At 53.0% G+C, this 26035-nt stretch carries 24 protein-coding genes and 2 pseudogenes; 12 read left to right on the top strand and 14 right to left on the bottom strand.

The window, feature by feature from the left end; genetic code table 11:
* Window positions 1-17: 17 nt before the first annotated feature.
* The 6 genes from otnC to M8013_RS22805 form a co-directional block, all read right to left on the bottom strand.
* Window positions 18-665 (bottom strand): 3-oxo-tetronate 4-phosphate decarboxylase, encoded by a 648-nt coding sequence (gene otnC, locus M8013_RS22830; RefSeq protein ID WP_271270024.1) that lies wholly within the window; start codon window positions 663-665, stop codon window positions 18-20.
* Window positions 655-1917, bottom strand: coding sequence for a 3-oxo-tetronate kinase (gene otnK / locus M8013_RS22825; protein ID WP_271270023.1), 1263 nt, complete (start codon window positions 1915-1917; stop codon window positions 655-657). The genes otnC and otnK overlap by 11 nt, the downstream gene beginning before the upstream one ends.
* 278 nt (window positions 1918-2195) lie before the next feature.
* Window positions 2196-2636: an EamA family transporter gene (locus M8013_RS22820; protein ID WP_271270022.1), complete on the bottom strand. Its 441-nt coding sequence runs from the start codon at window positions 2634-2636 to the stop codon at window positions 2196-2198.
* A gap of 96 nt (window positions 2637-2732) precedes the next feature.
* Window positions 2733-3050 carry a YebG family protein gene (locus M8013_RS22815; protein ID WP_271270021.1) on the bottom strand — a complete coding sequence of 106 codons (318 nt, stop codon included), beginning with the start codon at window positions 3048-3050 and terminating at the stop codon, window positions 2733-2735.
* 215 nt (window positions 3051-3265) lie between these two features.
* Complete coding sequence (locus tag M8013_RS22810) at window positions 3266-3562, bottom strand: helix-turn-helix transcriptional regulator (protein ID WP_271270187.1); 297 nt, start codon at window positions 3560-3562, stop codon at window positions 3266-3268.
* Between the two features lie 166 nt (window positions 3563-3728).
* On the bottom strand, window positions 3729-4133 hold the full coding sequence (locus M8013_RS22805) for a hypothetical protein (RefSeq protein WP_271270020.1): 405 nt from the start codon (window positions 4131-4133) through the stop codon (window positions 3729-3731).
* A 327-nt stretch (window positions 4134-4460) separates the two neighbouring features.
* Between M8013_RS22805 and M8013_RS22800 the strand changes: the two genes are divergently transcribed.
* The 6 genes and pseudogenes from M8013_RS22800 to M8013_RS22775 all read left to right on the top strand — a co-directional run bounded on the left by M8013_RS22800 (window position 4461) and on the right by M8013_RS22775 (window position 10121).
* Window positions 4461-5072, top strand: coding sequence for a fimbrial protein (locus tag M8013_RS22800; protein ID WP_271270019.1), 612 nt, complete (start codon window positions 4461-4463; stop codon window positions 5070-5072).
* Window positions 5073-5123: 51 nt separating this feature from the next.
* On the top strand, window positions 5124-5792 hold the full coding sequence (locus M8013_RS22795; RefSeq protein ID WP_271270018.1) for a fimbrial biogenesis chaperone: 669 nt from the start codon (window positions 5124-5126) through the stop codon (window positions 5790-5792).
* A 43-nt stretch (window positions 5793-5835) separates the two neighbouring features.
* Complete coding sequence (locus M8013_RS22790) at window positions 5836-8337, top strand: fimbria/pilus outer membrane usher protein (protein ID WP_271270017.1); 2502 nt, start codon at window positions 5836-5838, stop codon at window positions 8335-8337.
* A 14-nt stretch (window positions 8338-8351) separates the two neighbouring features.
* Window positions 8352-9434 carry a fimbrial protein gene (locus M8013_RS23565; RefSeq protein ID WP_271270016.1) on the top strand — a complete coding sequence of 361 codons (1083 nt, stop codon included), beginning with the start codon at window positions 8352-8354 and terminating at the stop codon, window positions 9432-9434.
* A gap of 4 nt (window positions 9435-9438) precedes the next feature.
* A pseudogene (locus M8013_RS22780) lies at window positions 9439-9714 on the top strand (EAL domain-containing protein); the annotation flags it as partial.
* Window positions 9715-9734: 20 nt separating this feature from the next.
* Window positions 9735-10121: a VOC family protein gene (locus M8013_RS22775; protein WP_271270015.1), complete on the top strand. Its 387-nt coding sequence runs from the start codon at window positions 9735-9737 to the stop codon at window positions 10119-10121.
* A 5-nt stretch (window positions 10122-10126) separates the two neighbouring features.
* On the opposite strand, the gene M8013_RS22770 is transcribed toward M8013_RS22775, so the two are convergent.
* The gene (locus M8013_RS22770; RefSeq protein ID WP_271270014.1) at window positions 10127-11188 is read right to left on the bottom strand and encodes a LacI family DNA-binding transcriptional regulator; all 1062 of its coding nucleotides are present in this window, start codon (window positions 11186-11188) and stop codon (window positions 10127-10129) included.
* A gap of 190 nt (window positions 11189-11378) precedes the next feature.
* Here M8013_RS22770 and M8013_RS22765 point away from each other — a divergent pair, with 190 nt between their 5' ends.
* The 5 genes and pseudogenes from M8013_RS22765 to M8013_RS22745 all read left to right on the top strand — a co-directional run bounded on the left by M8013_RS22765 (window position 11379) and on the right by M8013_RS22745 (window position 17433).
* Complete coding sequence (locus M8013_RS22765) at window positions 11379-12533, top strand: Gfo/Idh/MocA family protein (protein ID WP_271270013.1); 1155 nt, start codon at window positions 11379-11381, stop codon at window positions 12531-12533.
* A gap of 17 nt (window positions 12534-12550) precedes the next feature.
* Entirely contained in the window at window positions 12551-13729 is a 1179-nt protein-coding gene (locus M8013_RS22760) for a Gfo/Idh/MocA family protein (protein WP_271270012.1), read from the top strand.
* Between the two features lie 2 nt (window positions 13730-13731).
* Window positions 13732-14792: pseudogene (locus M8013_RS22755) on the top strand (Gfo/Idh/MocA family protein).
* Window positions 14793-14804: 12 nt separating this feature from the next.
* A complete protein-coding gene (locus tag M8013_RS22750) occupies window positions 14805-15824 on the top strand; it encodes a Gfo/Idh/MocA family protein (protein ID WP_271270011.1) in 1020 nt (339 codons plus the stop codon).
* 67 nt (window positions 15825-15891) lie between these two features.
* A complete protein-coding gene (locus M8013_RS22745) occupies window positions 15892-17433 on the top strand; it encodes an MFS transporter (protein ID WP_271270010.1) in 1542 nt (513 codons plus the stop codon).
* Window positions 17434-17470: 37 nt separating this feature from the next.
* On the opposite strand, the gene M8013_RS22740 is transcribed toward M8013_RS22745, so the two are convergent.
* The 3 genes from M8013_RS22740 to M8013_RS22730 form a co-directional block, all read right to left on the bottom strand.
* The gene (locus tag M8013_RS22740; RefSeq protein ID WP_271270009.1) at window positions 17471-18211 is read right to left on the bottom strand and encodes a nitroreductase family protein; all 741 of its coding nucleotides are present in this window, start codon (window positions 18209-18211) and stop codon (window positions 17471-17473) included.
* 68 nt (window positions 18212-18279) lie between these two features.
* Window positions 18280-18957 carry a type 1 glutamine amidotransferase domain-containing protein gene (locus M8013_RS22735; RefSeq protein ID WP_271270008.1) on the bottom strand — a complete coding sequence of 226 codons (678 nt, stop codon included), beginning with the start codon at window positions 18955-18957 and terminating at the stop codon, window positions 18280-18282.
* 41 nt (window positions 18958-18998) lie between these two features.
* Window positions 18999-20414: a coniferyl aldehyde dehydrogenase gene (locus M8013_RS22730; RefSeq protein WP_271270007.1), complete on the bottom strand. Its 1416-nt coding sequence runs from the start codon at window positions 20412-20414 to the stop codon at window positions 18999-19001.
* Window positions 20415-20521: 107 nt separating this feature from the next.
* On the opposite strand from M8013_RS22730, the gene M8013_RS22725 reads away from it, so the two are divergent.
* Entirely contained in the window at window positions 20522-21415 is an 894-nt protein-coding gene (locus tag M8013_RS22725; protein WP_271270006.1) for a LysR family transcriptional regulator, read from the top strand.
* A 125-nt stretch (window positions 21416-21540) separates the two neighbouring features.
* On the opposite strand, the gene M8013_RS22720 is transcribed toward M8013_RS22725, so the two are convergent.
* The 4 genes from M8013_RS22720 to M8013_RS22705 form a co-directional block, all read right to left on the bottom strand.
* Window positions 21541-22995, bottom strand: coding sequence for a glycoside hydrolase family 1 protein (locus tag M8013_RS22720; protein WP_271270005.1), 1455 nt, complete (start codon window positions 22993-22995; stop codon window positions 21541-21543).
* A gap of 24 nt (window positions 22996-23019) precedes the next feature.
* Window positions 23020-23712, bottom strand: coding sequence for a ribulose-phosphate 3-epimerase (rpe, locus tag M8013_RS22715; RefSeq protein ID WP_271270004.1), 693 nt, complete (start codon window positions 23710-23712; stop codon window positions 23020-23022).
* Entirely contained in the window at window positions 23709-24152 is a 444-nt protein-coding gene (rpiB, locus tag M8013_RS22710; RefSeq protein ID WP_271270003.1) for a ribose 5-phosphate isomerase B, read from the bottom strand. The genes rpe and rpiB overlap by 4 nt, the downstream gene beginning before the upstream one ends.
* Window positions 24153-24215: 63 nt before the next feature.
* The gene (locus M8013_RS22705; RefSeq protein WP_271270186.1) at window positions 24216-25826 is read right to left on the bottom strand and encodes a PTS transporter subunit EIIC; all 1611 of its coding nucleotides are present in this window, start codon (window positions 25824-25826) and stop codon (window positions 24216-24218) included.
* Window positions 25827-26035: the final 209 nt, after the last annotated feature.

The following is a 26035-nucleotide window of genomic DNA, read 5'->3' as shown; positions in this document are numbered from 1 at the left end:
GTTATTCCTCAGAGAACTTAACTCGCCTTTTTTGTATTAAACGCGGTGTGCAGCTCCGCAACCTGCTCATCCGTAAGGGTAACCAAGCCGTGCGGTCGTAAAGTAAACCACAGACGTGCGGTATCTTCTAACTCTTCCGCATTGAATACGGCTTCACGCAGGCTGGACCCACCCACAACCGGCCCATGGTTCGCCAGCAGCATCGCGTTATGTCCGCTGGCCTGTTTGCCCACTTCGTCTGCCAGTTCAGGATGCCCGGGACGCAGGTAGCGGATTAAAGGCAGTTTGCCGACCCGCATAACATAATAAGGCGTGATGGGCGGCAGGCAGTTCGTGGCATCGAGCCCGGGTAAACAGGAGAGCGCCGTTAACCACGTAGAATGCAGGTGCACCACACCGCCAACATCGGCCCGCTGTTGATAAAACGCCAGGTGCATCAATGCTTCCTTTGAGGGTTTTTCGCCGCTCAGCCAGTTGCCGTTTTTATCCAGCTCACTCAGGGTGGCTGGATCGAGAGAACCTAAACTGGAATTGGTCGGGGTGATCAGATAGCCACCGTCCTGCAGGCGCGCACTCAGATTGCCTGACCCACCGCTGCTGTATCCGCGCATGAACAGCGACTGCGCCAGGTTCACCATTTGCTCACGTAATGCATTATCGTTCATGAAAAATCTCCTGGGCGGTGGCAAAGAAGCGCTCATCACCGAAGTTGCCGGATTTCAACGCCAGCCAGAGTGGACGGTTCACATCTTTCACCCAGGGAACACCCGGCGCGATGCTCTTGCCAATAGTAAAACCGCTGACACCGAGGCGCTGCACCAGCAGGCTTGAGGTTTCGCCACCCGCTACGATGATTTTATTCACACCCGACTGACTGAGTTTGACCGCCAGTGATGCCAGTAAATTCTCAATGGCGCTGCCCGCCACCTTCACGCCAAAACGTGCCTGCAGCGCTTTGACCTCCTCCGCCGGGCGTGTGGCGTAGATCATCGGTGCCAGTGCGCCGGACTGCGACTGGCACCAGTCAACCAACTCCTCGAGATAGGCGCTGCTGTCTTCAACCGCACGTGGCACATCAACCGCCCTGGATGGGGCTAACTGGCGATAGTGCTGCACCTGCTGGTTTGTCATGCTGGAACAACTACCAGCCAGCACAATGGCTTTGCCTGCTGTTGCGAACAGCTCGGTCGCGTCATTCAGGCCATTCCCGGGCTGTAGCGTTGCCAGCGCACCGGCCAGACCCGACCCGCCGGTGAGCAACACCCCTTCAGGCAAAGCCGCCGCCAGCGTTAGCAAATCCTCTTCGGTCATCGCATCCAGCACCGCGTAGCGTTTCCCCTCGGCTTGCAACTCAGTGATCTTTGCCTGGATGGCCACGTTACCGGCATGTACACAGCTCAGCGGAACCAGCCCGCACGCCCCTGACGCCTGCTTCTCCATGACGCGCATCAAATTGGCGTCAGTCATTGGCGTTAAGGGGTGATTTTCCATACCTGATTCGTTAAGCGGCTGACCGTTCACAAACAGATGTCCGGCGGTTACCGTTCGGCCATTAACGGGCAGCGCCGGGCACAGTACCGCTAAGCTGGACTGCATCAACTGCAACAGCATGTCGGTGACTGGGCCAATATTGCCTTCAGGCGTGGAATCAAAGGTGGAGCAATATTTGAAATAAAGGCGCTTGCACCCGTGATGGTTAAGCCACAGCGCGGCCTGTCTGCTCAATGCGACGGCCTCTGATGCCGGGCAGGAGCGGCTTTTTAATGAAATCACAATGGCGTCGAGTCCGGTCATATCAACGGCCTCAGCAGGGATTCCATTTAGCTGAATGACATTCCATCCAGCCTGGGCCATAAAGCTTGCAATGTCGGTCGCACCGGTAAAATCATCCGCGATAATGCCCAGCTGTAACGTCATAACTCGTTCCCGTTATGTTGTGAATATATGAGAGAGTTTGCAGCAAAAAAATTCACAAAGAGATGCGTATCGTCACATTTCAGAAGCACTATCGGATTGAGGAATTACCATCAATGCATTGAAGAATAATAATTATATTGCAAAATACCAATTCACACAGTGATGTGAAGTTTTGTTATAAAAAGGGAATTGTAATGCGTAGGGATTTGCCAGCGCCTTCTCAAGCGCTGATTCCATCAAGCTGGTTGTTTCAACGTTAATTACGTTTTCGAGGGTAACTATATACGGAGTGATAGCGTCACTACGCCAAGAGCCACCAGCCCGAGTCCAATCCACTCACGGAGTGATGGGCGCTCCCCCAGGAAAATACAGGCAAAAACGGCGACAAGCACAACACTCAGCTTATCTACAGGTGCCACCTTAAAGGCTTCGCCAACTTTTAATGCACGGAAATAACAGACCCATGATGCGCCAGTGGCTAATCCGGAAAGAAGAAGAAACAACCAGGTCTTACCGCTTAACGTGAGTGGGTTGCTCCATTTACCTGTCATAGTCACAAATACAAATAAAATTATGATGATAAAACCCGTTCTGATGAGTGTGGCTAAATCTGAATCAACGCCCTGTATTCCTATCTTTGCAAGAACTGCCGTCATTGCTGCAAAAGCGGCCGAAAGCAAAGCCCACACAAACCAGTTGTTAGTTGTGAAAAAAGACATGTAGAGCCCCTTATGTGATTTTTCTTAAGAACTGAAAAAAGCCGCGAGCAGTTTCCCACTCGCGGCGTCAGGTTCAGTAATGATGTGTGCTGGCAATCAGGCAGCGTCAACGGCTCTGATTTTTTTACTGCCGTCGGCATCTGACTCTATTTTATCTGCTGCAGCTGCGACATTGAGATCGGGAAGCTTGCTGGTACGCAGAATATGCTGCACGGTCTCTTTCTGCTCGGCGAGATACAGCCCAAGATTCTCGGCCTGCGTTTCATCCATCTCCATTCCGCTATGCAACAGCCAGTCGGTGAACGCATCTGCCATGTCGAGCAGTTTGTCGTACGCGTCAGCCTCTTTCTTACTGGCAAATGTCATTTTCTCTTCACCTTTTCTTACGACAACAAATTTTATTTCAACAGCCATGACGCGCCCCTTATACTGTAATTATATACAGCATAGCAGTTCCCGGTGTATGTTGCAGCCAAAATGTGCCGGCATGAGAAGAATGCCTCACTGTGTCTCAGTCAGACGCCTGCATTGCTGCCTCATTCCCTCAAATACACTTTCTGCAAGTTGTTGCGGGTAAAGAATCCCCCCTTCACTCTTTTGCTAAACGCTGTTGTCTGCGGCTCATAGCGTTACCATTTCTCCCGTCTGGCAGGCGAATTTGATAATTTATCGGTTTCTTGCGTCGGCTTTATTTCTGTTGAGACGGTCCCTGAGGAGAGGTTGATCTCCACGCCCAGTACGGTAAACACTTTGAACAGGCGTTCAATACTTGCACTGGCAGGGTTGGCTTCCAGGCGTGCATAAGTCTGTTGCGTTACCCCTAACCTTTCTGACACGTCTTTCTGCGTCAGCCCATTTGCTTTGCGAAAACCCAGGAGCAAGGGGCGCAGCTGGGAGAGCGTCTTAACCGGGTAAACACTGTTCATCATAAGTTGGCCGCAGAGTTGGGTCTTGTACACCCTTTAAGCTGTTTTATTAACAATACACCCTAAAAGCTGTTAAATCAATAATACAGCTTAAAGACTGTTTAATGATGGGAGCAGCCTTTGAGCTGTAAAAAAGAAACGCGCGTCCTGCGAAATGATGAGGATGTCAGCTCTCGGAGTCAGAAGCCTTACTTTCGGACTTCCATCTTACATGTGGCAGCGCTTGCGGATCGATGGATTCGGACGACTGTACCAGGCAGGTGTGAATCTTACTGGTATCCGCATAAATCATATAAACGTTTGCGAAATCATCCTCATAGATAAGACGATCTCCGTTGGTAAAGGTCATCATATGGAGAGAAGCATTGCTGATTAGCTTCAGCTTTTTGTCACCACTGCCGACGAAAAATTTATCATCCCATCCAATGGTGTTCAGTTTATAAGGCGCTCGTTCCAGCACAATGTTGTCCCTTCCGGGACAGTCCAGCGTGTATTGGGTGACCGCATACGTTTCGCCAGTAAACAGGCTGCTCATGACGAAACACACGGAGGCGATCAGCGATTTTTCCATGCGGATATTTTGAATCAGGGATGCAGTGAAAATGGTCTGTTCTCCCGAATGATACGGCTTGCAGGTACATCCTGATCATACAGGATGCGTATGTCCCTGAAGTATAAGACTAATCATAGCCTGTGTATATCAGTACTCATTATTGGGGCGGCCAATGCTTATTCCCGCTATCTCACCCACCATAATTTATTTTTAAATCTCTTTTCGATAAAGCCGCTGTACGTTGTTTGTTAGCATTCCGCTGTTTCTTATTCACGGCGAATACAAGACAAAAACCGCTGAGAATTTATCAAGATGGATGTGTTAAGTAAAATAGGATGAGTGAGCATGATCAATAAGAAAAGTATTCTGGCAATGACCGTATGTACGCTGATGATGGTCAGTGCGAATACGCTGGCTGCGCTTCCATCAGGGAATAGCGATAACGATATCAACACCAATCCGGGCAACGATGCAGGCACCCAGGGTACGGGCGGCGTGGTGCATTTCACCGGCAAAATTACTGACGCGTCGTGTAATGTCAGCGCTGATACTGCGGGCCAGACTGTGGAACTCGGTACATGGGCTGCCTCGTACTTTGCCACGCAAAAAGAGACCACGCGCACCCCCTTCCACATTTCCGTTGAGGGTTGCCCGGACTCGGTGAAATCCGTTGCCGTGCTGTTTGATGGCACCAAAGACGCGACGGACAACGCGTTGCTGGGCCTCAATTCAGCAGTCGACAGTGACGGAAATACCGCTACCGGAGTGGCCGTAAAACTGTACGAAAGCGATCGCAATACGCAGATCAAGATCGGCGATATCTCTAAACGCGTCGATCTCGCTGAAGGTGAAGATTCCAAAACCCTCGATTTTTACGCCAACTATAACGCCACCGCCGACACGGTAACGACCGGTGAAGCCGATGCCGATGCGAACTTCCTGATGGTATATAACTGATCGGTTAAATAAGCAGGGGGAGCTCTGCTTATTAACCTCTCGGGGAACAACATGAACAACAAAATAATCGCGACGCTGTTTTTATCACTGAGCTATACCCTTTCAGCGCACGCTGGCGTCGTCATGGGAGGAACCCGCGTCGTATATCCGCAAGGCCAGCGCGAGGTGGCTTTCTCTATTACCAATATGGAGAAAGACACACCTTATTTAATTCAGTCATGGGTGGAAAACTTCAATGGTGATAATAAACCCACGCCGCCGTTCGTGGTGACGCCAACATTATTTCGCCTCGATGCAGAACAAAAAAATACGCTGCGAATAAGTTATCTGGGCACCCCCTTGCCTGCCGACCACGAGTCCGTTTTTTGGCTCAGCGTCAAGAACATCGCGCCGACCCCAAAAGCCAACAGCAATAAACTGCAGATCAACGTGAAGTCTAAATTTAAGATCTTCTATCGTCCGAAAGGTTTAACAGGCAACCCCGCACTGGCATACCAGCAGCTGACATTTACCTGCAGCGGCAACACGCTGACCGTCCACAATCCCTCGCCGTGGTTTGTCTCCTTTTATCGCATCAAGGTTGGGACTCGTGAGTTAAACGAACCCGGCATGGTCGATCCGCTCGCCGATCATCACTGGAGTGTCCCCTGTGCGGGCCCCGTGAGCTGGCAAGCTATCAACGATTTTGGTGGGCTGACGCGTCTGGCCACCCAGTCCTGAATGGTCGCTTCGTGAGTGACATCTCTGCGCGTTTCAACAACTTATGAATCCCCTCTTCCCGCGTCACTTTGCCCGGTTCCCGCTGGTTATCCTGACCGGGACACTGACGCTCATCTGCAGCGTGCGCCACGCGCGGGCCGACGATTATTTCGATCCGCACGCCTTAGAGATCACCTCCGGGCAGCAGCAAGCCAGTGACCTGAGTTGGTTTTCCCGGCAAGGCGGACAAAAACCCGGTCGCTATAAGGTGCTGGTTTTCGTTAATCAGACGCAGGTCGACAGCCGTGAGTTGGACTTTATCCAGCGGGATGACCAGCTGGTGCCGCTGCTGGATGTCGGTTATCTGGCCACTTTAGGTATTAATACCGAGGCCTTTCCGGCATTTGCGGCACTGCATGAAGGGGATACCTTTTCCGAGCCGGGCAAATTTATCCCGGATGCGTCGGTAAAATTTGATTTCACGAATAATCGTCTGGACTTCAGCATCCCACAGGCGGCCATGCGGCAAAAAAGTCGGGGCTATATTCCGCCCGAACAGTGGGATGAAGGCATCCCCGCCGCCTTTGTTGATTACAACCTGACGGGATCGGCAACCAACGGCAACCATCTTCATAACGACGACAATTATCTCAATCTCCGATCGGGTTTTAACCTCGGAGCGTGGCGATTACGCAACGCGTCGTCGTTTGAGTTCGGCTCCGGTCAGCACTGGCAGACGCAGGGTACCTCGATCAAGCGTGCGATTAAAACGTGGAAAAGCGAGCTGACGCTGGGTGACGGCTATACCTCTGGTGAGGTGTTTGACAGTTTCCAGTTCACGGGGATCCAGCTTGCCTCTGATGAAAATATGCTTCCCGACAGCGAACGCGGCTTTGCGCCCACGATACGCGGCGTCGCACACAGCAACGCCCGCGTCAGCGTTCGTCAGCACGGCTACATTATTTATGAAACCTATGTTGCCCCCGGTGCGTTTGTCATCAATGACCTGTTTCCTACCGCCCAGAGTGGCGATCTTGAAGTCACGGTGCGCGAAAGTGACGGCAGTGAGCGCAAATTCACCCAACCCTGGTCCGCAGTGCCCTTCATGTTGCGTGAGGGACGGCTGAAATTCAGCGCCAGCGCCGGGAAATACACCAGCCCGGATGCCGAAGGTGATACTCCGAACTTTATCCAGGCCTCTGCATTCTATGGATTGCCCGCCAGCCTCACGCTGTATGGCGGCGCGGAGTTATCTAACCATTATCAGGCGCTGGCGCTCGGCATTGGCAAGGATTTCGGCCAACTGGGTGCGTTGGGCGTCGATACCCTTGCGGCTCGCGCCCAGCTCCCGAACAATCAACAAGCCCAGGGTCAGCAGCTCCGCGCCCAGTATCATAAAAATTTTGCCACCACAGATACGTCGTTTGATCTGTCGAGTAATCACTACACCACCCGCGATTTTTACAGTTTTAGTGAAGCGAATGATTATCGGGATCCCGACAGTCATGTTGAAAACCGGCGTAACCGGACCACGCTCAGTCTGACGCAGAATTTTGGCGCATGGGGTAACGTCAGCGCTTCGTTCTATCGGCAGAATTACTGGAACTCGTCAGCCGTGGACCAGACCGTTCATCTGGGCTATTACGCCAACTACAAAGGCATATCCTGGAGCCTGGGATACTACCTGACGCGCTCTAGTGATAATGACAGTGACAATGAACGCTCGGTCAACCTGAGCGTCAGCGTACCGCTGAGCCGCTGGTTACCCGGCGGCACCACCAGCTACAGTCTGGTTAACAATCTTGATGGCCACACCACGCAACAGGTCTCGCTGTACGGAACGGCGCTTGCAGATAATCAGCTGAGCTACAACCTTCAGCAAGGTTTTGATAATCAAGCGCGTAGCGCAAACAGCAACCTGGCGCTGGCCTGGCACGGCGGATCGGGCAGCGCCAACATCGGCTATAGCCACGATCGCGATAACAACCGTCTCAACTACGGTGCTGCCGGTGGCGTGGTGGCGACGCAGTACGGGGTGACGCTGAGTCAAAGTCTCGGCGACACCCTCGGTCTGATCCGCGCGGAAGGCGCGTCGGATGTGCAGATTGAAGGGGCAACCCATGTTCATACGGATTCCCGCGGCTACGCCGTGATGCCAACCTTGTCGGCGTATCACAAAAATACGCTCTCCCTGGATACCGAGACCCTGATGGATGAGGTGGATCTTGAACAAAACAGTCAGACGGTCGTGCCCACCAGCGGTGCGGTGGTGTTGGCGAACTATCACACCCATGTCGGGGTAAGAACCCTTATTACGCTCACCTGGCATGGTCGCCCCCTGCCGTTTGGCGCCAACGCCTTTGTATCAGGAAATGAAGAGGCAAAATCCAGCATCGGTATCGTGGGTGACGGCGGGCAGGTTTATCTCAGCGGCGTGCCGCTTCACGGAACGCTCCATGCCAACTGGCACCAGCAGGGCCAGACAATGCGCTGTTCGACTCCCCTCACCTTACCGGCAGCAACGGCGTTCAGTCCGGTCCGACAGCTGGCTGCAACATGCGACTAACAAAAGAGAGAAATGTGAAAAAACGTTCAGGTATCTTCTGGCTATTGGCTGTGGTAGTGAGCTGTTTTACGTCTTACTCGTCACTGGCGATGGCAGGACAGACGTGCCCCCCAACGATGGGCGATGCGGTGATTAACTTCCAGAATTACTCGATTACCGATTATCCCACTCTGCCCCCCGGTTCGATGCTGTCGGGCGCGATTCTGGGCCAGGAGAATCGCTCGTTCTATAACTGTGCCGAAGGCACCGGCCCGGTGACAATGCGTTTTGTGGCGGATAACGGATTAACCGTCTCGGGCGTGAGCGGCGTCGCGCCTAACGGCACGGGCGCACCGGCATCCGTCTATGAGGTCCCGGATATTCCTGGCGTGGGTTTTGCCGTTGGCGTGCGGGAAACCACGCACTGTGCGGGTCAGCCCGTCCACTACATCGCGGCGGGAGATGACAACGTCGCGGTATGTAGCACCAGCGATCCCTCGCAAATGGCCACCCAATTCTTCGTGGTGTTCTATAAAACCGCGCAGGAAATTGTCTATGAACAACCCAACAGTGGGCAAATCAGGGCGGGGAAACTGATCCTGGAAGATGCCAACGGCAGCGTTATCTCGGAGGCCGGCGTCAACGTAGAGGTGGCGGCAACAGACCTGAAAGTACACAAGTCCAGTTGCTACATTTCTGACAACAACATTAGCGTCAATATGGGCCAGAGTAGCGTCAGCGATCTTAATAACGGCATTGAGGGGGAAAAGCACCGTTTTACGATCCCGCTTATCTGCGAGTCATCACAAGTGAACGCCGTGAAGATAGGCTTTTTTGGTCCGACTGAAAAAGACGGGGCCAACAATGATGTCCTGACGCTAAGCCAGCAGGAAGGTGCCGCCACGGGCGCAGGCATTCGTATCCTTTACGGCGACAGTTATGGTGCCGCTCAGGGGCGACCTGTCCCGCTGAACAGCACAGCAGTAGAAGCCTTTACCAACAGCGCGAACCAGACGCAGTTCAGCCTTAACTATGACGCGCAGTATGTTCGAACGGCTCCGCAGGTCACCGCCGGGCAAGCCGACAGTCTGGCCACCTTCAGTTTGATCTATAACTAATCCGATTGACCAGAGTTTCGTTGGCCGGGTTAATGCCCATGAGGACTCGACGCTGATCCTGGATTCGGTACTGGAGCTGGCGCGCAAACTCTCGATAAGCATAGTGGCCGAAGGAGTGGAAACACAGGAACAGCTCGACTATCTTAACCGCAATAACATAACCTTTTTGCAGGGCTACTACTTCTATAAGCCCGTTCCCTTTACGGAGCTTATCAGGATCCTGTTATGCAAACCTAACGTCAGCGCGAGCGTACCGCAGCAATCATTTACCCAACGTTAGGCGGTATTGTAGGAAATTCAATGAAAGACAACATTCAGTATACTTTTCATCACTTTGGCATTCCCGTTAACACGGAGCTGGAGCATGCTACCTATAGTGAAAAAGCGGGGATGTACACCCTGGATAACCCCGGTAAATTTCGAGTACAGTGGCATCAGTTTACAGAAGACTCACCGTTACACCCCCTGTTGAAGACCGTTCCGCATGTGGCCTTTAAAGTCGATAGTCTGGCGGAAGCGATTGCCGGGGAAGAGGTCATTCTCGGGCCTTACGAGCCTATTGATGATTACTTTGTGGCGGTGATTAACGACAGCGGCGTGCCGATAGAACTCATACAGACCACGATCAGCGATGAGACGTTGTGGGAGCGCGCCAGAAAAGGCCAGGGGAGCCTGTACCGTAAATGATGGGACTAAATCAGCCCTTGCTCGCTGCGGGCGGCATGCCGTGTGGCGTTGCTCACCGTCCCACGTTCGATAACCTTGCCTTGCAGCAGCACATTATAAACCGGGGCCTGCGGTCGACTCAGGCGCATCTGCAGTAAATGAACCGCTTCAAAACCCAGGTCCCGACAGGGAACCGTGACCCCCGTAATCGGCTGAGTAGACGGATTCTGTAAATTCCAGGCGACGTCGGTGGTAATAATCGAGATATCACCCGGAACAGTCAGCCCATGGCGTTGCAGCACAGCGATTACGCCCCCGGTCATCCCCACGCTGTTGGTGAATATCACGTCCGGCCAGGATTCACGATCGTGGCCGGAAAGCCACTCATCCAATGAATGCTCTGCCTCTTCTGCCGTGAAGCCTTCCGTGACCAATACATCACGCTGTGGATCAAACGGGACATGGAACAGACGATAAGCCTCTTTGATACCCTCAAGGCGCATACAGAGGGTTTGCCGCCGTAAACAGGTGATCGTCAAAACACGTCGATGCCCGGTTTCAAAAATATGCCGCAGCGCCGTAAAGCCAATGGCGTGATGGTCGGGCGAAACGGCATCAAGCGCCATCTCGCGGTCGACAGAGTTGATTAACACGCAGGGTTTATTCAGCGTGCTGGCAAGCTTTAAGATGGTGACATCATCGATGCCAATAAGAATCATCGCATCAGTCTCTTTATTACCGGCTTTTTGCAGAAACTTTTGCAGATCGGCGCGTTGTTCTTCCAGCCCGTGATAGCTAATGCGCACTCTATGCGATGCACAGGCCTCGGAAATCCCCTTGGTCACTTCAAGGTAAAAAATATCGCCCCGTCCCTGAAAAGTTCTTTCCGGCGCAAATACCGCAATCCGGTTCAGTAATAAGCGTCCACTTACCATTGAATTCAGCACACCCAATTCCAGCGCCTGATGAACAATGGCCTCGCGTGCGCGATCGCTGACGTACGATTTACCGCTTAATACCCGCGAAACCGTGCTGATGGAATAACCTGTCAGGGACGCAATTTCCTTCATTTTTAGTCTGTCTGACATAATGTGACCTCATTCACATTGATTGACTGCAAATATTTGCAATGTAACTACATGATTATTATATATAAAAATCAAGATGATTGATTATGCCCGACAAGCTGGAAGTTTAACCATAAATTACCCTTGCCGCCAGAATGCCCCCTCCCTATTTTCACCTCAACCCTCTTTTAATGTGAAAGTAAGGTGCGAGATGAAACAAGTACGGTTTGGCATTATTGGTATCGGTAATATTGGAACCCTTCATGCCCGTTATCTATTAGCGGGCAGCGTAAAGGATGCGACGCTGACGGCCGTTTGCGACAATGCGCCTGAAAAACATCCGGCCATTCGCCAACGGGTGGGCGAATCCATCCCGTTGTTCAGCGAAGCGCAGCAGATGCTCGAGAGTGGGCTTATCGACGCGGTGATTATTGCGACCCCGCATTACGATCACCCTCGCCTGTCAATTATGGCGATGCGTCACGGCATCCATACCCTGTGCGAAAAGCCGGCTGGCGTCTATACCGCTCAGGTCCGGGAGATGAACGCCTGCGCGCAGGAGTGTGACGTGGTCTTCGGCATCATGTACAACCAGCGCCCCAACCCACTGTACCGCAAGGTGAAGGACCTCATCGACAGCGGTGAACTGGGCCCCATTCGTCGATCCTGCTGGATTATCACCAACTGGTATCGCTCCCAGAGCTACTACAACTCCGGCGGCTGGCGTGCCACCTGGAAAGGTGAAGGCGGTGGCGTACTGCTCAATCAGGATCCGCACCAGCTCGACCTCTGGCAGTGGCTGGTTGGGATGCCGGTGCGTCTGCGCGCGTTCTGCCAGTTTGGTCAACATCGCGACATCGAAGTGGAAGACGAGGTCACTGCCTATGCGGAATACGCTAACGGTGCCACCGGCGTGTTTATCACGACCGTAGCTGAAACGCCGGGGACCAATCGGCTGGAGATTGTCGGCGATCGCGGCAAAGTGGTGGTCGAGGAAGGGAAACTGCGCTACTGGCGGCTGCGCGAGTCCGAACCCGCGTTTAACGCCCGCTGGCAGGATGGCTTTGGCGAGCCCGAGTGCTGGGAAGTCTCCATCCCCGTTGCGCCGGAGTGCAGCGACCATCAGGTTATTACCACCAATTTCTGCGCCGCTATCCTGCGCGGTGAACCGCTGATAGCTCCGGGTCAGGAAGGCATTCGCGGGCTGACGCTCTCCAATGCAATGCACCTTTCCAGCTGGACAGACGCCTGGGTCGAATTGCCGCTGGATGAAGCGTTGTATTTATCGCTGCTGCAGCAACGTATTGCGACCTCTGCGGATAAAGCCGCCACCAGTCGCACCTTAGATGCGTCAGGCAGTTGGTAACCCCCGGAGATTAAACGATGTTAAAAATCGCGATTGTGGGAACAGGCAATATCTCGCATAACCATATTCAGGCTTACTTACAGTTTGCCCCGCGCTGCCAGATTGTTGCCCTGGTAGATATCTACCCGGAAAAAACCCACGAGAAGAAAGCGCGCTACGGCCTGACCGACACCAGGGTGTACGCCAGTCACCAGCAGATGCTGGCGACCGAGCCCGACATCGATATTGTCGATGTCTGTACGCCCCCGTACGTGCATGCGGAGATCGGCATTGCTGCCCTGCATGCCGGTTGCCATGTCTTGTGTGAAAAACCGATGGCCGCCTCGCTGGAAGAGTGCGATGCAATGATCGCCGCCCAGCGGGCGAGCGGAAAAACGCTGTCGATCATTGCGCAAAACCGCTTTACCGATGCTTTCTGGCGCTTAAAGGCGGCGCTGGATTCGGGACTGGCGGGCAAGGTTTGCCACGCGCAGGTGGATTCGTTCTGGTGGCGCGGCCACTGCTACTACGACCTGTGGTGGCGCGGCACCTGGGAAAAAGAAGGCGGCGGCTGCACGCTCAACCACGCCGTCCATCACATTGATGCTATTCAATGGCTGCTCGGTTTCCCGAGCGAAGTGGTGGCGATGATGAGCAACGTCGCGCATGACAACGCCGAAGTCGAAGATCTCAGCGCCGCCATCTTCAGATACTCTGACGGTGCCCTGACTCAGCTCACCGCATCGGTAGTGCATCACGGTGAAGAGCAGAAAATCATTATTCAGGGTGACAAAGCGCGTATCTCCGCGCCGTGGCAGGCGTTTGCCAGCGTCAGCGCCGATAACGGCTTCCCACAGACCGCCCACGATATTCAACGTGAAGCGGAGCTTAACGCCGTCTTCCAGCAGACGCCTCCGCTTGAATGGACGCTGCACACCGGGCAAATCCACGACCTGCTGCAGAGCATCGAACAGGTCCGCGCCCCGCGGGTCGACGGCGAGCAGGGTAAGCGCGCCCTGGAGCTGATTACCGCCATCTATAAGTCGGCGATTACCCGCGCGGTGGTTGCATTGCCGATCCCCCCTGACGATCCGTTTTACCGTACTGGCGGGATGAACGCCCTCGCCCCTCGTTTTTATGCAAAATCTGCCAGCGTGGCTAACTTCAACGAAGTGGGCGCAATCCCACTGGGCAAAAATCTGGACCGAGGAATCTGAACATGACCAGCAATGATGGAATGCATTACGCCCCGGTGGGCAAACCGCAACCCGTGGTGCAGGAGGGGAAATTCATTTTTGCCGCCGCCGCGCTCGATCACGGCCATATCTACGGGATGTGCAACGGGCTGATTGAAGCAGGTGCCACGCTGAAATGGGTCTACGACCCGGATCCCGCGAAAGTGGATAAATTTAAACAGCAGTATCCGCAGGCCAGAATTGCCGATTCGCTGGAGACGATCCTCGCTGACGAGGCAGTGCATCTGGTGGCCGGTGCCGCAATCCCGTCCGAGCGCTGTGCGCTGGGGCTCAAGTCAATGGCTGCCGGTAAGGACTATTTCACCGACAAAGCCCCGCTCACCAGCCTGGAACAGCTGGCGGATGCCAAAGCCATGGTGGCGAAAACCGGCAAAAAATACGCGGTCTATTACAGCGAACGCCTGCACGTTGAGAGCGCGGTGTTTGCCGGACAGCTGGTGCAGCAAGGGGCCATTGGCAAAGTGGTGCAGACGCTGGGTACCGGCCCACACCGCGAAGGCCAGGGTCGCCCGGCGTGGTTCTACGATCGGCGCTACTTCGGCGGCATTCTGTGCGATATCGGCAGCCATCAGATTGAGCAGTTCCTGTTTTATACCGGCAACAGCGAGGCCAGCGTGGTGGCAAGCCAGGTGCGCAACGTCAATCACCCACAGTATCCTGCATTTGAAGATTTTGGCGATGCGATGCTGAAAGGCGCAAACGGTGCCAGCGGTTATTTCCGCTGTGACTGGTTCACCCCTGACGGGCTGAGCAGCTGGGGCGACGGTCGCCTGACGCTGCTGGGCACCGAAGGTTACATAGAGATCCGCAAATACGTTGATATCACCCGTGGCGAACAGGATGTGGTCTATCTGGTGAATAAAGATGGCGAATTCCGGTGGCCGGACAGGTTGGATTCCCCTACTTTGGCGCGCTGATCCTCGACTGTATTCATCGCACTGAAAACGCCATGACCCAGGCACACGCCTTTAAGGCGGCGGAACTGTGCGTCAAAGCGCAGATGCTGGCCAACGCTGCAGGCTAACGGGAGGCGCTGATGACAATCATCAATACCGCGATTATCGGTGCCGGGGCCATTCACGGCTGTCATGTGAACGCCCTACGCCCGCTGCCCAATGTGACGCTGCGTGCCCTTGTGGACACCGACATTGCCAAAGGCCAGCCTCTGGCAAACGAGTATCAGTGTCACTTTTATCAGGATTACCGGGAGATGCTGCAGGATAAGGCCATTAACGTGGTTCATATCTGTACCCCCCATTTTGAGCACAAAAACATGATCCTCGCGGCGCTGGCTGCCGGAAAGCACGTTTTCTGCGAAAAGCCAGTGGGCCTGAATGCCAGTGAAATCGCGGATATTTGCCATGCCGTCGAGCAGGCATCGGGCATATTGGGGGTCTGCTATCAGAACCGGCTTAACCCCACCAGCCTGCGTATCCGCCAGGAGCTGGCTGGCGGCGGGCTGGGCAAGATGCTCAGTATCAGGGCGGTTCTCACCTGGTCCCGTTCCGGGGCGTATTACACGCACAGCCCGTGGCGCGGGCGTCTGGCAACCGAGGGCGGCAGCCTGCTGATCAACCAGGCGATCCACACCCTCGATCTGATGCAATGGTTCGCTGGCGGCGTTACGCGCCTGAAAGGTGTGGTGGAGAGCGGTGAATTGGCCGATGTTACCGAAGGTGAAGACAGCGCGATGGCCACCCTGCACTTTGCCAACGGCGCGCGCGGCCTGTTTTATGCCAGCAACTGCCACACCACGGACGCCCCGCTGCTGCTGGAGATCCACTGTGAACACGGCACCTTGCGGCTTAACGACAACCGGCTCTGGCGCATCACGCCCGACGCGCACCGCGAACTGGCCAGCGATGCCGCACCCGACGGCACCAGTAAACGCTACTGGGGCCAGAGCCACCAGCAGGCTATTCGCCAGTTTTATCAGGCGATCGATGAACGCGGTGACTATGCCATCGATATTGTTGAAGCCAGCAGATCATTAAGGCTGGTTGAGGCTATTTACCGCTCATCACAAACAAGACAATGGCTCACTATTCCACATTGAATTTATTTTCTGTCTGAATAAACGTCACACAATCTATTTTACTATGGAAAAGTAATTTGGGGGTTTTATGGTCAAGCCAACGGAGCGCCGTGTTAATTACGGCGTCGCACTGGGTTATGGAATAACCGATCTCTTTGGTGGCGGTGCCTTTGCCATTATTGGCACCTGGTTATTATTCTTTTATACCACTTATTGTGGTCTGACAATTCTGGAAGCCGGTTCTATATTTGCTATCGCGCGGGTAATCGATGCAATACTCAGTCCGGTAATGGGTTATATTACCGATAATTTCAGCAACACCTGGCTCGGCAGGAAATTTGGCCGCCGCCGTTTCTTCTTATTACTCGGTTCGCCCTTAATGTTCCTGTATGCCCTGCTGTGGCTCACGGACATGGGATACTGGTATTACCTTGGAACCTACCTGTCTATTGAGCTGCTGTCAGCGATGGTGCTGGTGCCGTGGGAGACGCTGGCCGCCGAGATGACCAATCGCTATGAAGAGCGTAGCCGCCTCTCTGGCGTGCGAATGATCTGCTCTCAACTGGGCGGTTTTCTCGCAGTATCGGTGCCGGGTATTATTATGCAATTCACCGGTAAGGATAATCCTTTCACTTACACCCTGACCGGGATGATATTTTCCTGTGTCTTTTGCATTGCCGTCTTTATCACCTGGTGGTGCACCTGGGAGGCGAAAGATGTTCATCAGGAATCGGATTTTAAAGTCGATAACCACCGCGACGGCGGAATAGTAAACCATCTGAAATACCTGTTCCTGGATCTTATCTCTTCGTTTCGCATCAGGGCATTTCGCTTACACATCATCATTTATATTTTCTCGTTTACCGCGATGGATGTATTTGGTTCGGTGTTTACCTATTACGTGGTTTATTGTCTGAGCGGCAGTACGACACTGGTTTCCGGTTGGTTAAGCATTGCGGCATTTGCCTCTGTACCGGGAACATACGGTTTTATGCTGCTACTGAACCGCTGGAATATTACCCCTTCTGCCGCACTTCGCCTCTCCTATGGCTGTATATTCTGCGTGCTGGCGTTTTTGTTTACTGTCTACATTACGCAAACTCAGGTGCCCGCGCTGCTGTTCTCTGCGGTGTTTATCCTGCTCGGGGCCGCGCGTTCGGGTCTGTATTACATTCCGTGGAATATCTACAGCTTTATTCCCGATATCGACGAGATGGTGACGCAGCAGCGCCGCGAGGGCATTTTTGCCGGTGTGATGGTGTTGACGCGTAAAAGCACGGTTGCCATTGCCATCATGATCATCGGGCTGGTGCTGGAAAAGGCTGGCTTTGTCAAAGGCAGCAGTCTGCAACCTGAACAAGCCCTGCATGCCATTCTCGGGCTGATGATCTTCGCCACAGCGGCCCTGCTGGCGGTGAGTTTCTTTGCCACCTACAAATTCAACCTGACGCGGGAAACCCACAAACTGCTGCTGAAAGAGATCGCCCGCCGCAAGCTCGGTGGCGACTATCGCGACTGCGACGATCGCACCCGCATCGTCATTAAGCAGTTGACGGGTTATGAATACGATCAGGTCTGGAGGGGGAGTACTGCGCCCGGGCGGGAAATTGAGGCTACGGCAACCAAATAAGGCGTGCGGCGACGACACCGTCGCCGCACTTACTGCTTTATTTATCGATGCCAAAACCTTGTTTGACGATCGCCGGTAACACGTCCGGGAAGTAAATGTGCTGATAGTAACCACTAACGCTGGCACTCCAGGTTTCGCCGTCGCTGCGACCCGTAGCCTGCCAGTGGTCGGTCATTTGCTGGTTATAATGCGCAATCTTCTGCTCCAGCCCGGCGGTTTTATACGTCTCATCGTGACGGAAGGTATCCAGCGGCAGACGTGGTTTCGCGTGCGACGGAACATCAACATGGCCGATCACCACCCCGGCAACCGGGAAGGTGTGTTCTGGCAGCTCGAGCAGATCAATCAGCGCCTCGGGGTGCAGACGGATCCCGCCAATCGGCACAATGCCCAGCCCTTCGGATCGCGCGGCGGCCATTACCGAGCCCAACGCAATCCCCACGTCGGTCGCGCCCGCGACAAGACTTTCAATGCTCTTATGCGCCTGCTGCTCGTTGCCGGCAAGCGTCATTCCGACCTGGGTTTTATGCATATCCAGCACGAAGGTGATAAACACCGGAGCTTTGGCAATCCACGGCTGGCCGCCGGCAATCTGCGAGATCTTCGCCCGCATCTGCGCATCACGCGTCACCACAACAGAAACCTGTTGAGAGTTTACCGATGTTGGTGCCCGGTATGCGGTGCTGATAATCCGTTCCAGCGTGGCGTCATCAATGGCCTTATCGGTAAAGCTGCGCTCGCTTTTGTGCTCGTTAAACAAATCAATAATGGTGTTCATATACTCTCCAGGGTCGAACGCAAAAGCCTAACAGCCTGCCGTACATTGTTATTTATCACTCTATGCGATCAGCGAAGACGGGCAACCAGCGCTTTTGCCACCCCTTCGGAACTGGCCGGGTTCTGGCCGGTAATCAGATTACCGTCTTCGACGATAAACGGTGCCCAGTTCGGGCCTTTCTGGTAATCGGCACCCTGGGCAATAAACTCATCTTCAATCAGGAATGGCACCACGTCAGTCAGTTCCACATCGGCCTCTTCGCCATTGGTAAACCCGGTCACCTGACGGCCTTTAACCCGCGGTTCGCCGGAGGCGGATTTTACATGACGCAGCACGCCCGGTGCATGGCAGACGAAGCCAATGTTTTTACCGGCACGATCAAAGGCTTCAATCAGGGCGATGGAGTCCTGTGATTCGGCCAGATCCCACAGCGGACCGTGGCCCCCTGGGTAAAAGACGGTGTCAAAATCGTCCTGACGAACGGTGTCGAGCTTGACGGTATTCGCCAGTTCGCGCTGCGCCACCGGGTCGGCCTTGAAGCGATGGGTCAGTTCGGTCTGGAAATCAGGAAGATCGCTTTTCGGATCCAGCGGCGGCTGGCCGCCTGCCGGAGAGGCCAGCACCACCTCGGCACCCGCGTCCTTGAAGACATAGTAAGGGGCCGCAAACTCTTCCAGCCAGAAGCCGGTTTTCTTGCCGGTGTTGCCCAGTTCACTGTGAGACGTCAGAACCATTAATACTTTCATTGTTAACTCCCGTTAATCGTGTCGGATGTTGTCTGTCTGAATCAGCCTTGCAAAAAGGCGACGATGCTGGCGGTTTTGTCCTGATACGGCGCACGCAGGCGCAGGTTGGACTCGCCGTCCACGTTCTGTACCACGACCGGTTTCTGGTGGCTAAAGCGTCTGAAACCGTGGATCCCGTGATACGCCCCCATTCCGGATGCCCCGACGCCACCAAACGGCAGGCCGTCGATCGCGGCGTGGGTCATGACATCGTTAATCACCACCGCGCCGGAGGTAGTGTTGGTAATAAAGGTAGCCTGACTTGCCGCATTGTTCCCGAAGTAGTACGCCGCCAGCGGGCGTGGATGGGCATTAATCCAGGCCAGCGCCTCTTCACTTTGGCTGAAGGTGACGACCGGCAGCAGCGGGCCGAAAATCTCTTCCTGCATGATGAGCATGCTGTCGTTAACCTCGAGCACCAGATGCGGAGCGATCTTGCGGGTCGCGGCATCGAAGTCGGCTTCCCCTTCTGGCGCGAGGCTGATGACGGTGGCCCCTTTACTGCGCGCATCGTCCAGAAGCGCTACCAGACGCGCAAAATGACGCGGACTGATAATCGCGGTGTAGTCCGGGTTCGCCTGAACGGTCGGGAAGCTGCGCTGCATAAAGTCCCGCGCGGCTTCAACCAGCGTCTCCACGCTCTGCTGCGGCACCAGCAGATAGTCAGGCGAAAGGCAGATCTGCCCGGCGTTGAAGGTTTTGATCGTCAGCGTCTTCGCCATTGCTTGCGCCATATCCGCGTCGGTGTCGATAAACACCGGGGATTTGCCGCCCAGTTCGAGGGTGACCGGCACCAGATTCTCCGCTGCGGCGCGCATCACATGCTTACCGACGGTGGTGCTGCCGGTGAAGATCAGGTGATCGAATGGCAAACCGCTGAATGCCAGGCCTACCTCGGCATCACCCAGCACAACCTGCAGTTCATTTTCCGCAAAGTACTGCGGGACAAGATCCGCCAGCAGCGCCGAGGTGAACGGCGTCAGCTCGGACGGCTTGAGCATCGCGGTATTGCCTGCGGCAAACACCCCCGCCAGCGGCCCGAACGCCAGGTTAATGGGGAAGTTCCACGGGCTGATGATCCCCACCACGCCCAGCGGCTGCTGCTCAATCCACGCCTGCATTCCGGCAAAAGGCGCGTCGACGCGTTCAGGTTTCATCCACTCGCTAACCTGCTCTGCGGAATGGCGCAGCATCGTCACGGTCGTCGCCATATCGACAATCATTGACTGATACTCGCTGCGGTGACCAAAGTCGCGATTGAGCGCGTCATTGATGGCCTTATGATTCTCCGTTATCAGCGTTGCGGCACGCAGCAGGCGGTCTTTGCGCAGTTCAGCACTGGCGGGACCCGCCTGCAGATGCGCGGTTTTCATCGTGGTGAGCTGCGCCTGGAGTGATGCGTGGGGGGTGTTTAACATAATCAGTAATCCGTGGTTCGTTGCGATGGGTTAAGCTTGCCGGATCTGGCGTTCCGGCGCTAACAACGCTATTTTGTCAGGGGTATAAATATTTTTATGGGGAAGTTATGTCGCTGATTCGCTTGAGGACATTCGTTGAGGTTTACCGCCATCGCTCGATTAGCGCCGCCGCCAGAACGCTGAATCTGACGCAGCCTGCCGTCTCGCAGCACATTGCCGGGCTGGAATCGGCGGTAGGCAGAATGCTGTTTGAACGGCAGACACAGGGCGTCGTGCCGACGTCTGCCGCCGATGAGCTGGCCGCCGATATTGGTAATAAGCTCGATGCCGCAGAAGCCGCCCTCGCCACCGCCCGGGCGCGCTCGTCCGGGATCGCCGGGACGCTGCAGATCATCGGTCACGCCGATTTTATGGCCGAAAAACTGCCCGACGGGCTAGTACCGCTGCTGGAAGCGGATATCCGGGTGCGAATGCACACCGGGGATGGCCCGCTGGTCACCCAGATGCTACTGGAAGGTCGCTGCGAGCTGGGGATTTCGGCGCATCCGGTGACCGACGAGCGGCTGAAGAGCGAGGTGATCTACACCAACACCGTGCGGGCGGTCGCCAGCCCCAGCGTTGCCCGCCGCCTGCTGCAGGCCGACTCGCTGACCGAAGCACTGCGCGCGGAACCGCTGCTGGCGTACAACCTTGAACTGTCGCTGATCGATAACTGGATGGCGACCAACCATATTCCGGCTCCCGACGCCCTTCCCGCCGCGGTCGGCCAGGATCTGCGCGCGCTGAGAACCCTGCTGACAAAAGGCTTTGGCTGGACCGTACTGCCGGAATACTTGTACCACGAGGAACTCAAGCGGAATGAGCTGGTGGAAATCCCCTCGCCGGTGGGCGATACCCTTATCAGCTATAACCTGATCTGGATGCCTGCCTCGCTGCGCCAACCCCGCGTTGCATTTGCGAAAAACAGCCTGCTGGAGGGGATCCGGGGGAATGTAGATTAAGTTGAAACCAGACGGTGATATCTCTTTTCCATTCATGGTGCGTATAAAAAAACCTCCGGAAATGCCGAAGGTTTTTCATTTCGCATAATCAACATCAGACTGGATAATTAATGATATCCAGCCAATTAGTCTAAATCTTTACCATCTGATTCAATACATTTCTTATACCAATAGAACGAATCTTTCTTCACTCTATGAAGATCGCCCTCACCGTTATCGTTCATATCAACATAAATGAAGCCATAGCGCTTATCCATTTGACCCGTTGTAAATGAAACCAGATCGATCGGCGCCCAGGAGGTATAGCCAAAGATATCTACGCCTTCTGCTCTCGCTTTCATTAAACTCTTAATATGACTTCGGTGGTAATCAATGCGGTACGTATCATGAATTAATCCATCTGCATCAATTGTATCGTGAGCGCCCAATCCATTTTCTACGTCAAAAAGTGGAATTTGGTAACGGTCATAAATAAAATGCAAGAAATATTCATAACCCGTTGAATCAATCTGCCAGCCCCAGTCGCTTGCTTTTAAATAGGGGTTTACAATGGAATGTTGTACACCTGCCCCGCCCAATGCTTCGCCCTCATCTTGATGTGTGGTAAACACATTAGACATATAATAGGAGTAAGCCAGGAAATCAGAGCGTCCTTCTGCTAAATCTTTTTTATCTTGCTCGCTGATAACCAAACTCACTCCATTATCTTTCCAGATACGCGCGGCGTAGGAAGGATAATATCCTCTTACCATTGTATCTGCACAATAGCCAAACAGATTTTGGAATATTTTATAATTCTCAATGACATCTTCTGGATCGCAGGTATAGGGATATGAACAATATCCTGCAACCATGCATCCCACTTTGATATTGAGATCTATTTCATGGGCAACAATCGTCGCTCTTGCCGACGCCACCATTTGATTATGTAATTCTGTATAGGCGACTTGCTTTCCTTCTTTCACATCAAAGTGCAGAAGAATATTGATTTCATTGAAGGTCAGCCATTTATTCACTAAACCCTTGTATTCCGTAAAACACACCCTTGCAAATTCGACAAACTGGTTAATCATCTCCCTGTTTGTCCAGTCTTTGTAGGTTTCTTCTAAATAAGTAGGCTCGTCATATTTATACAACGTAATAACGGGATCCATCCCATACTTCCGACATTCTTTAAACACATTACGATAGAACTCTACACCCGCTTGATTTACCCCACCTTCAACACCTTTTGGGAAAATCCTGGCCCAGGAAACCGTTGTGTTAAAGGTGGTGAATCCCATCTCTGCCAGTAGTGCGATGTCTTCTTTGTATCTATGATAAAAGTCGATGCCAACATGGTTGGTATATCTAATATCATCAAACAGATGATACTGAGCACCTTCGGGTAGATGATCAAACTGCCTCATCTTCCCCCGTGAACCCTCTTTATTGAGATAATGGATATAACGTCGATCTTCCGTTGACCCTGGATCGCCAAAATCTACCTGTACCGGGCTTTTACCGTCTTCATCCCAGGCACCTTCGCATTGAGCCGCTGATAACGAGCCGCCCCATAAAAATTTTTCTGATAAGCTCATTTTTTCTCCTTAAGGCGTTTCAGTTCAGAGAGGTTGTTCAGCTGAGGCTGCTGATAACGCAATCTGTTCGCGCAGAACGGACATCGCCTGAGAGTAGGACATATCTTTACGGAATAAGCCCGCTGTTCCTAAAATATACATGTCGACATCCGTTCCCAGCGTTCTTACGACATCAGGTGAGATTGCCCCATCGACAGCAATCTGAGCATGACTATGATGCTGTTGTAGCATCGCTTTCAGGCGCCGAATTTTACCCACCGATGCCGCAATAAAAGGCTGGCCGGCAAAGCCCGGGTTGACCGACATAACCATCACCACATCCACAACATCCAGCACCTCTTCAAGTATGCTCAAAGAGGTTCCAGGATTAATCGCTACACCGGCTTTAATGCCTTTGCTGCGAATATTACTCAAGGTACGATGCAAATGAATCGGTGATTCGGCATGAACATAGATAATGCTACAGCCCAGCTCCGCGAAGCGATCAATATAAGGATCAGGATTCGTCACCATCAAATGTACGTCGTAGGGCACCGTTGCCAGTTTAGATACGGCTTTAATGTCTTCCGGGCCTAGCGCAAAGTTGGGCACAAAATGGCCATCCATAACATCGATATGGAACAGGGCTGCACCCGCTGATTCAAGATTTTCCAGTTCTTCGCCGAGGCGTGAAAAATCAACACACATTAATGAAGGACAAAATTGAGTTTTCATCATTGTTCCTTTTCAACGTCAGCGATCATTTCCACGCGAGTTTGATGGCGTTCGCCTTCAAATGCAGAGTCAAGCCAGGCATCGACAATCATTTTTGCAAGCTCAGAACCGATCACCCGTGAGCCGAAGGCGAGCACGTTGGTATTATTGTGAGATCGTGATAATTTTGCTGAATAAGGCTCACTACAGACCACGGCACGAATTCCGTTAACTTTATTGGCAGTGATTGAGATCCCGATCCCTGAACCACAAATTAAAATCCCTAAATCGGCCTCCCCTGAAACAACGGCTTCTGCAACGGCTTTACCATAGATGGGATAATCGGTACGGGTGTCAGAGTGCGCACCTTTATCAATAACTGTAATCCCGCGCTGCATAAGATGTTCAGTAATTACAGGTTTTAAAATAATGCCAACGTGATCACAGCCAATAGCAATTTTCATAAATTTCTTCCTAAACTTTAGGGATATCATGAGGATAATCATCAGGTGCTGTGCACCTGGTATTTATGCGGTAGTGTCCAGGCACTCTTCCAGACCTGATTTAATCAACGTGACGTGAGGTCCGTAAATTACCTGAATGCCCTTTCCTTTTCGTATTACGCCTTTGGCACCAGAGGCTTTCAGTTGGACATCATCAACCTGACTTTCGTCCAGCACAGTGATGCGTAAACGTGTGGCGCAACAATCCAGGTCGGCAATATTATCCGCGCCGCCCAAACCAGAAATAATGAGAGCTGAAACCTCGTCACTCTGGGATGTATTGCTGTTTTCAATACGAGTTTGTTTACGCGCATCGAGATCTTTGCGGGTGTACAACTTAGTTTCCTGCTCGTCGTCTTCACGCCCCGGCGTTTTAAAATTAAAATGAGTAATACAGAAACGGAAACTGAAGTAATAAATGGGGAACAGTGGGATCCCGATCAGAATGGCATTTACCCAGTGTGTTTTTGCATTCCCCTGCATGATGCCAAAAAGTACAAAGTCAATCAGACTGCCTGAAAATGCCTGCCCCACGCCGACACTAAAAATATGGCACAGCATGAAGGACAGACCCGCCAGCACACAATGGATGACATACAGTAACGGTGCAGCAAACAGGAATGAGAATTCAATCGGTTCGGTGATCCCGGTCAGCACGGCCGTTAGCGTAGCGGACAGCAGCAGACCGAAAACCAGTTTGCGTTTTTCAGGTCGGGCGGTGTGGTAGATAGCCAGCGCCGCAGCAGGAATACCAAACAGGTAGAAAGGGAATTTACCCGCCATAAACCGTGTTGCATCAACAGAGAACAGCTGTGTGTGGGGGCTGGCCAGTTCGGCAAAGAAAATGTTGGTCGCACCTGATACGGCCACGCCGTCGATCAGATGTGTCCCACCTAGCCCGGTCTGCAGGAATGGCATCGCAAAGACGTGATGCAGACCAAAGGGGATCAACGCTCGCTCAGTCAGTCCATAGATAAATGTCCCTGCATATCCCGCATTGTTGACCAGATCGCCCAAATGCAGAATCGCGTTTTGCACCACCGGCCAGATAAAGAACATCAGGATGCCAACCACCACAAAGGCAAGTGCAGAGATGATGGGAATAAATCGTGTACCACCAAAAAATGCAAACGTCGCAGGCAGTTCAATTCGGTAGTAACGGTTATGCAGCGCTGCTACGCCGAGTCCGGTGATAACGCCACCAAATACCCCCATTTGCAGAGAGTTGACACCCAGCGTCATCCCTAAGGCCCCTTCTGGCAGGGCACCCGGTGCAAGCAAACCGTTGATTTCAAGCATTGCGTTGATGGTGGCATGCATAATTAAAAATCCGATAGCGCCTGAAATCGCCGCCACTTCTTTTTCTTTTTTAGCCATGCCCAGTGCAACACCAATCGCGAAGAGGACCGGTAAATTGGCAAAAACCACACTCCCGGCACTTTTCATTACGGTGAGCAAAGTATGAAGTAGCGTTCCTTCACCCAGCAACGACTGAAGCCCATAGGCTTCAATAGTGGTCTGATTGGTAAAGGATGCGCCGATCCCTAACAGCAAACCCGCTACAGGCAGGAGCGCTATCGGCAGCATGAATGAGCGCCCCGTTCTCTGAAGTATTCCAAATATCTCTGTTTTCATAATGTTTTTCGACCATATCAGGGATAACAAGAAATGAAATATGAACACTGAATTGAAGTTTTCCGTATCTTCATTACGAGCCAACTTCACGAAAATTATTATTATTGTGAAGTTAGTGCCAGTCAATGACTCCTCGTTAAAAATTTACGCTAATTTTATAAAACGTGAAGTAGACGACTTTATTGATACGCAAAATCATCAGTTATGGT

It is taken from the genome of Silvania confinis (assembly GCF_025564085.1).
Lineage (GTDB): Bacteria > Pseudomonadota > Gammaproteobacteria > Enterobacterales > Enterobacteriaceae > Enterobacter > Enterobacter confinis.
The sequence above is the reverse complement of the archived record's forward strand: the minus strand, read 5'-3'. Positions and strand labels throughout refer to the sequence as shown.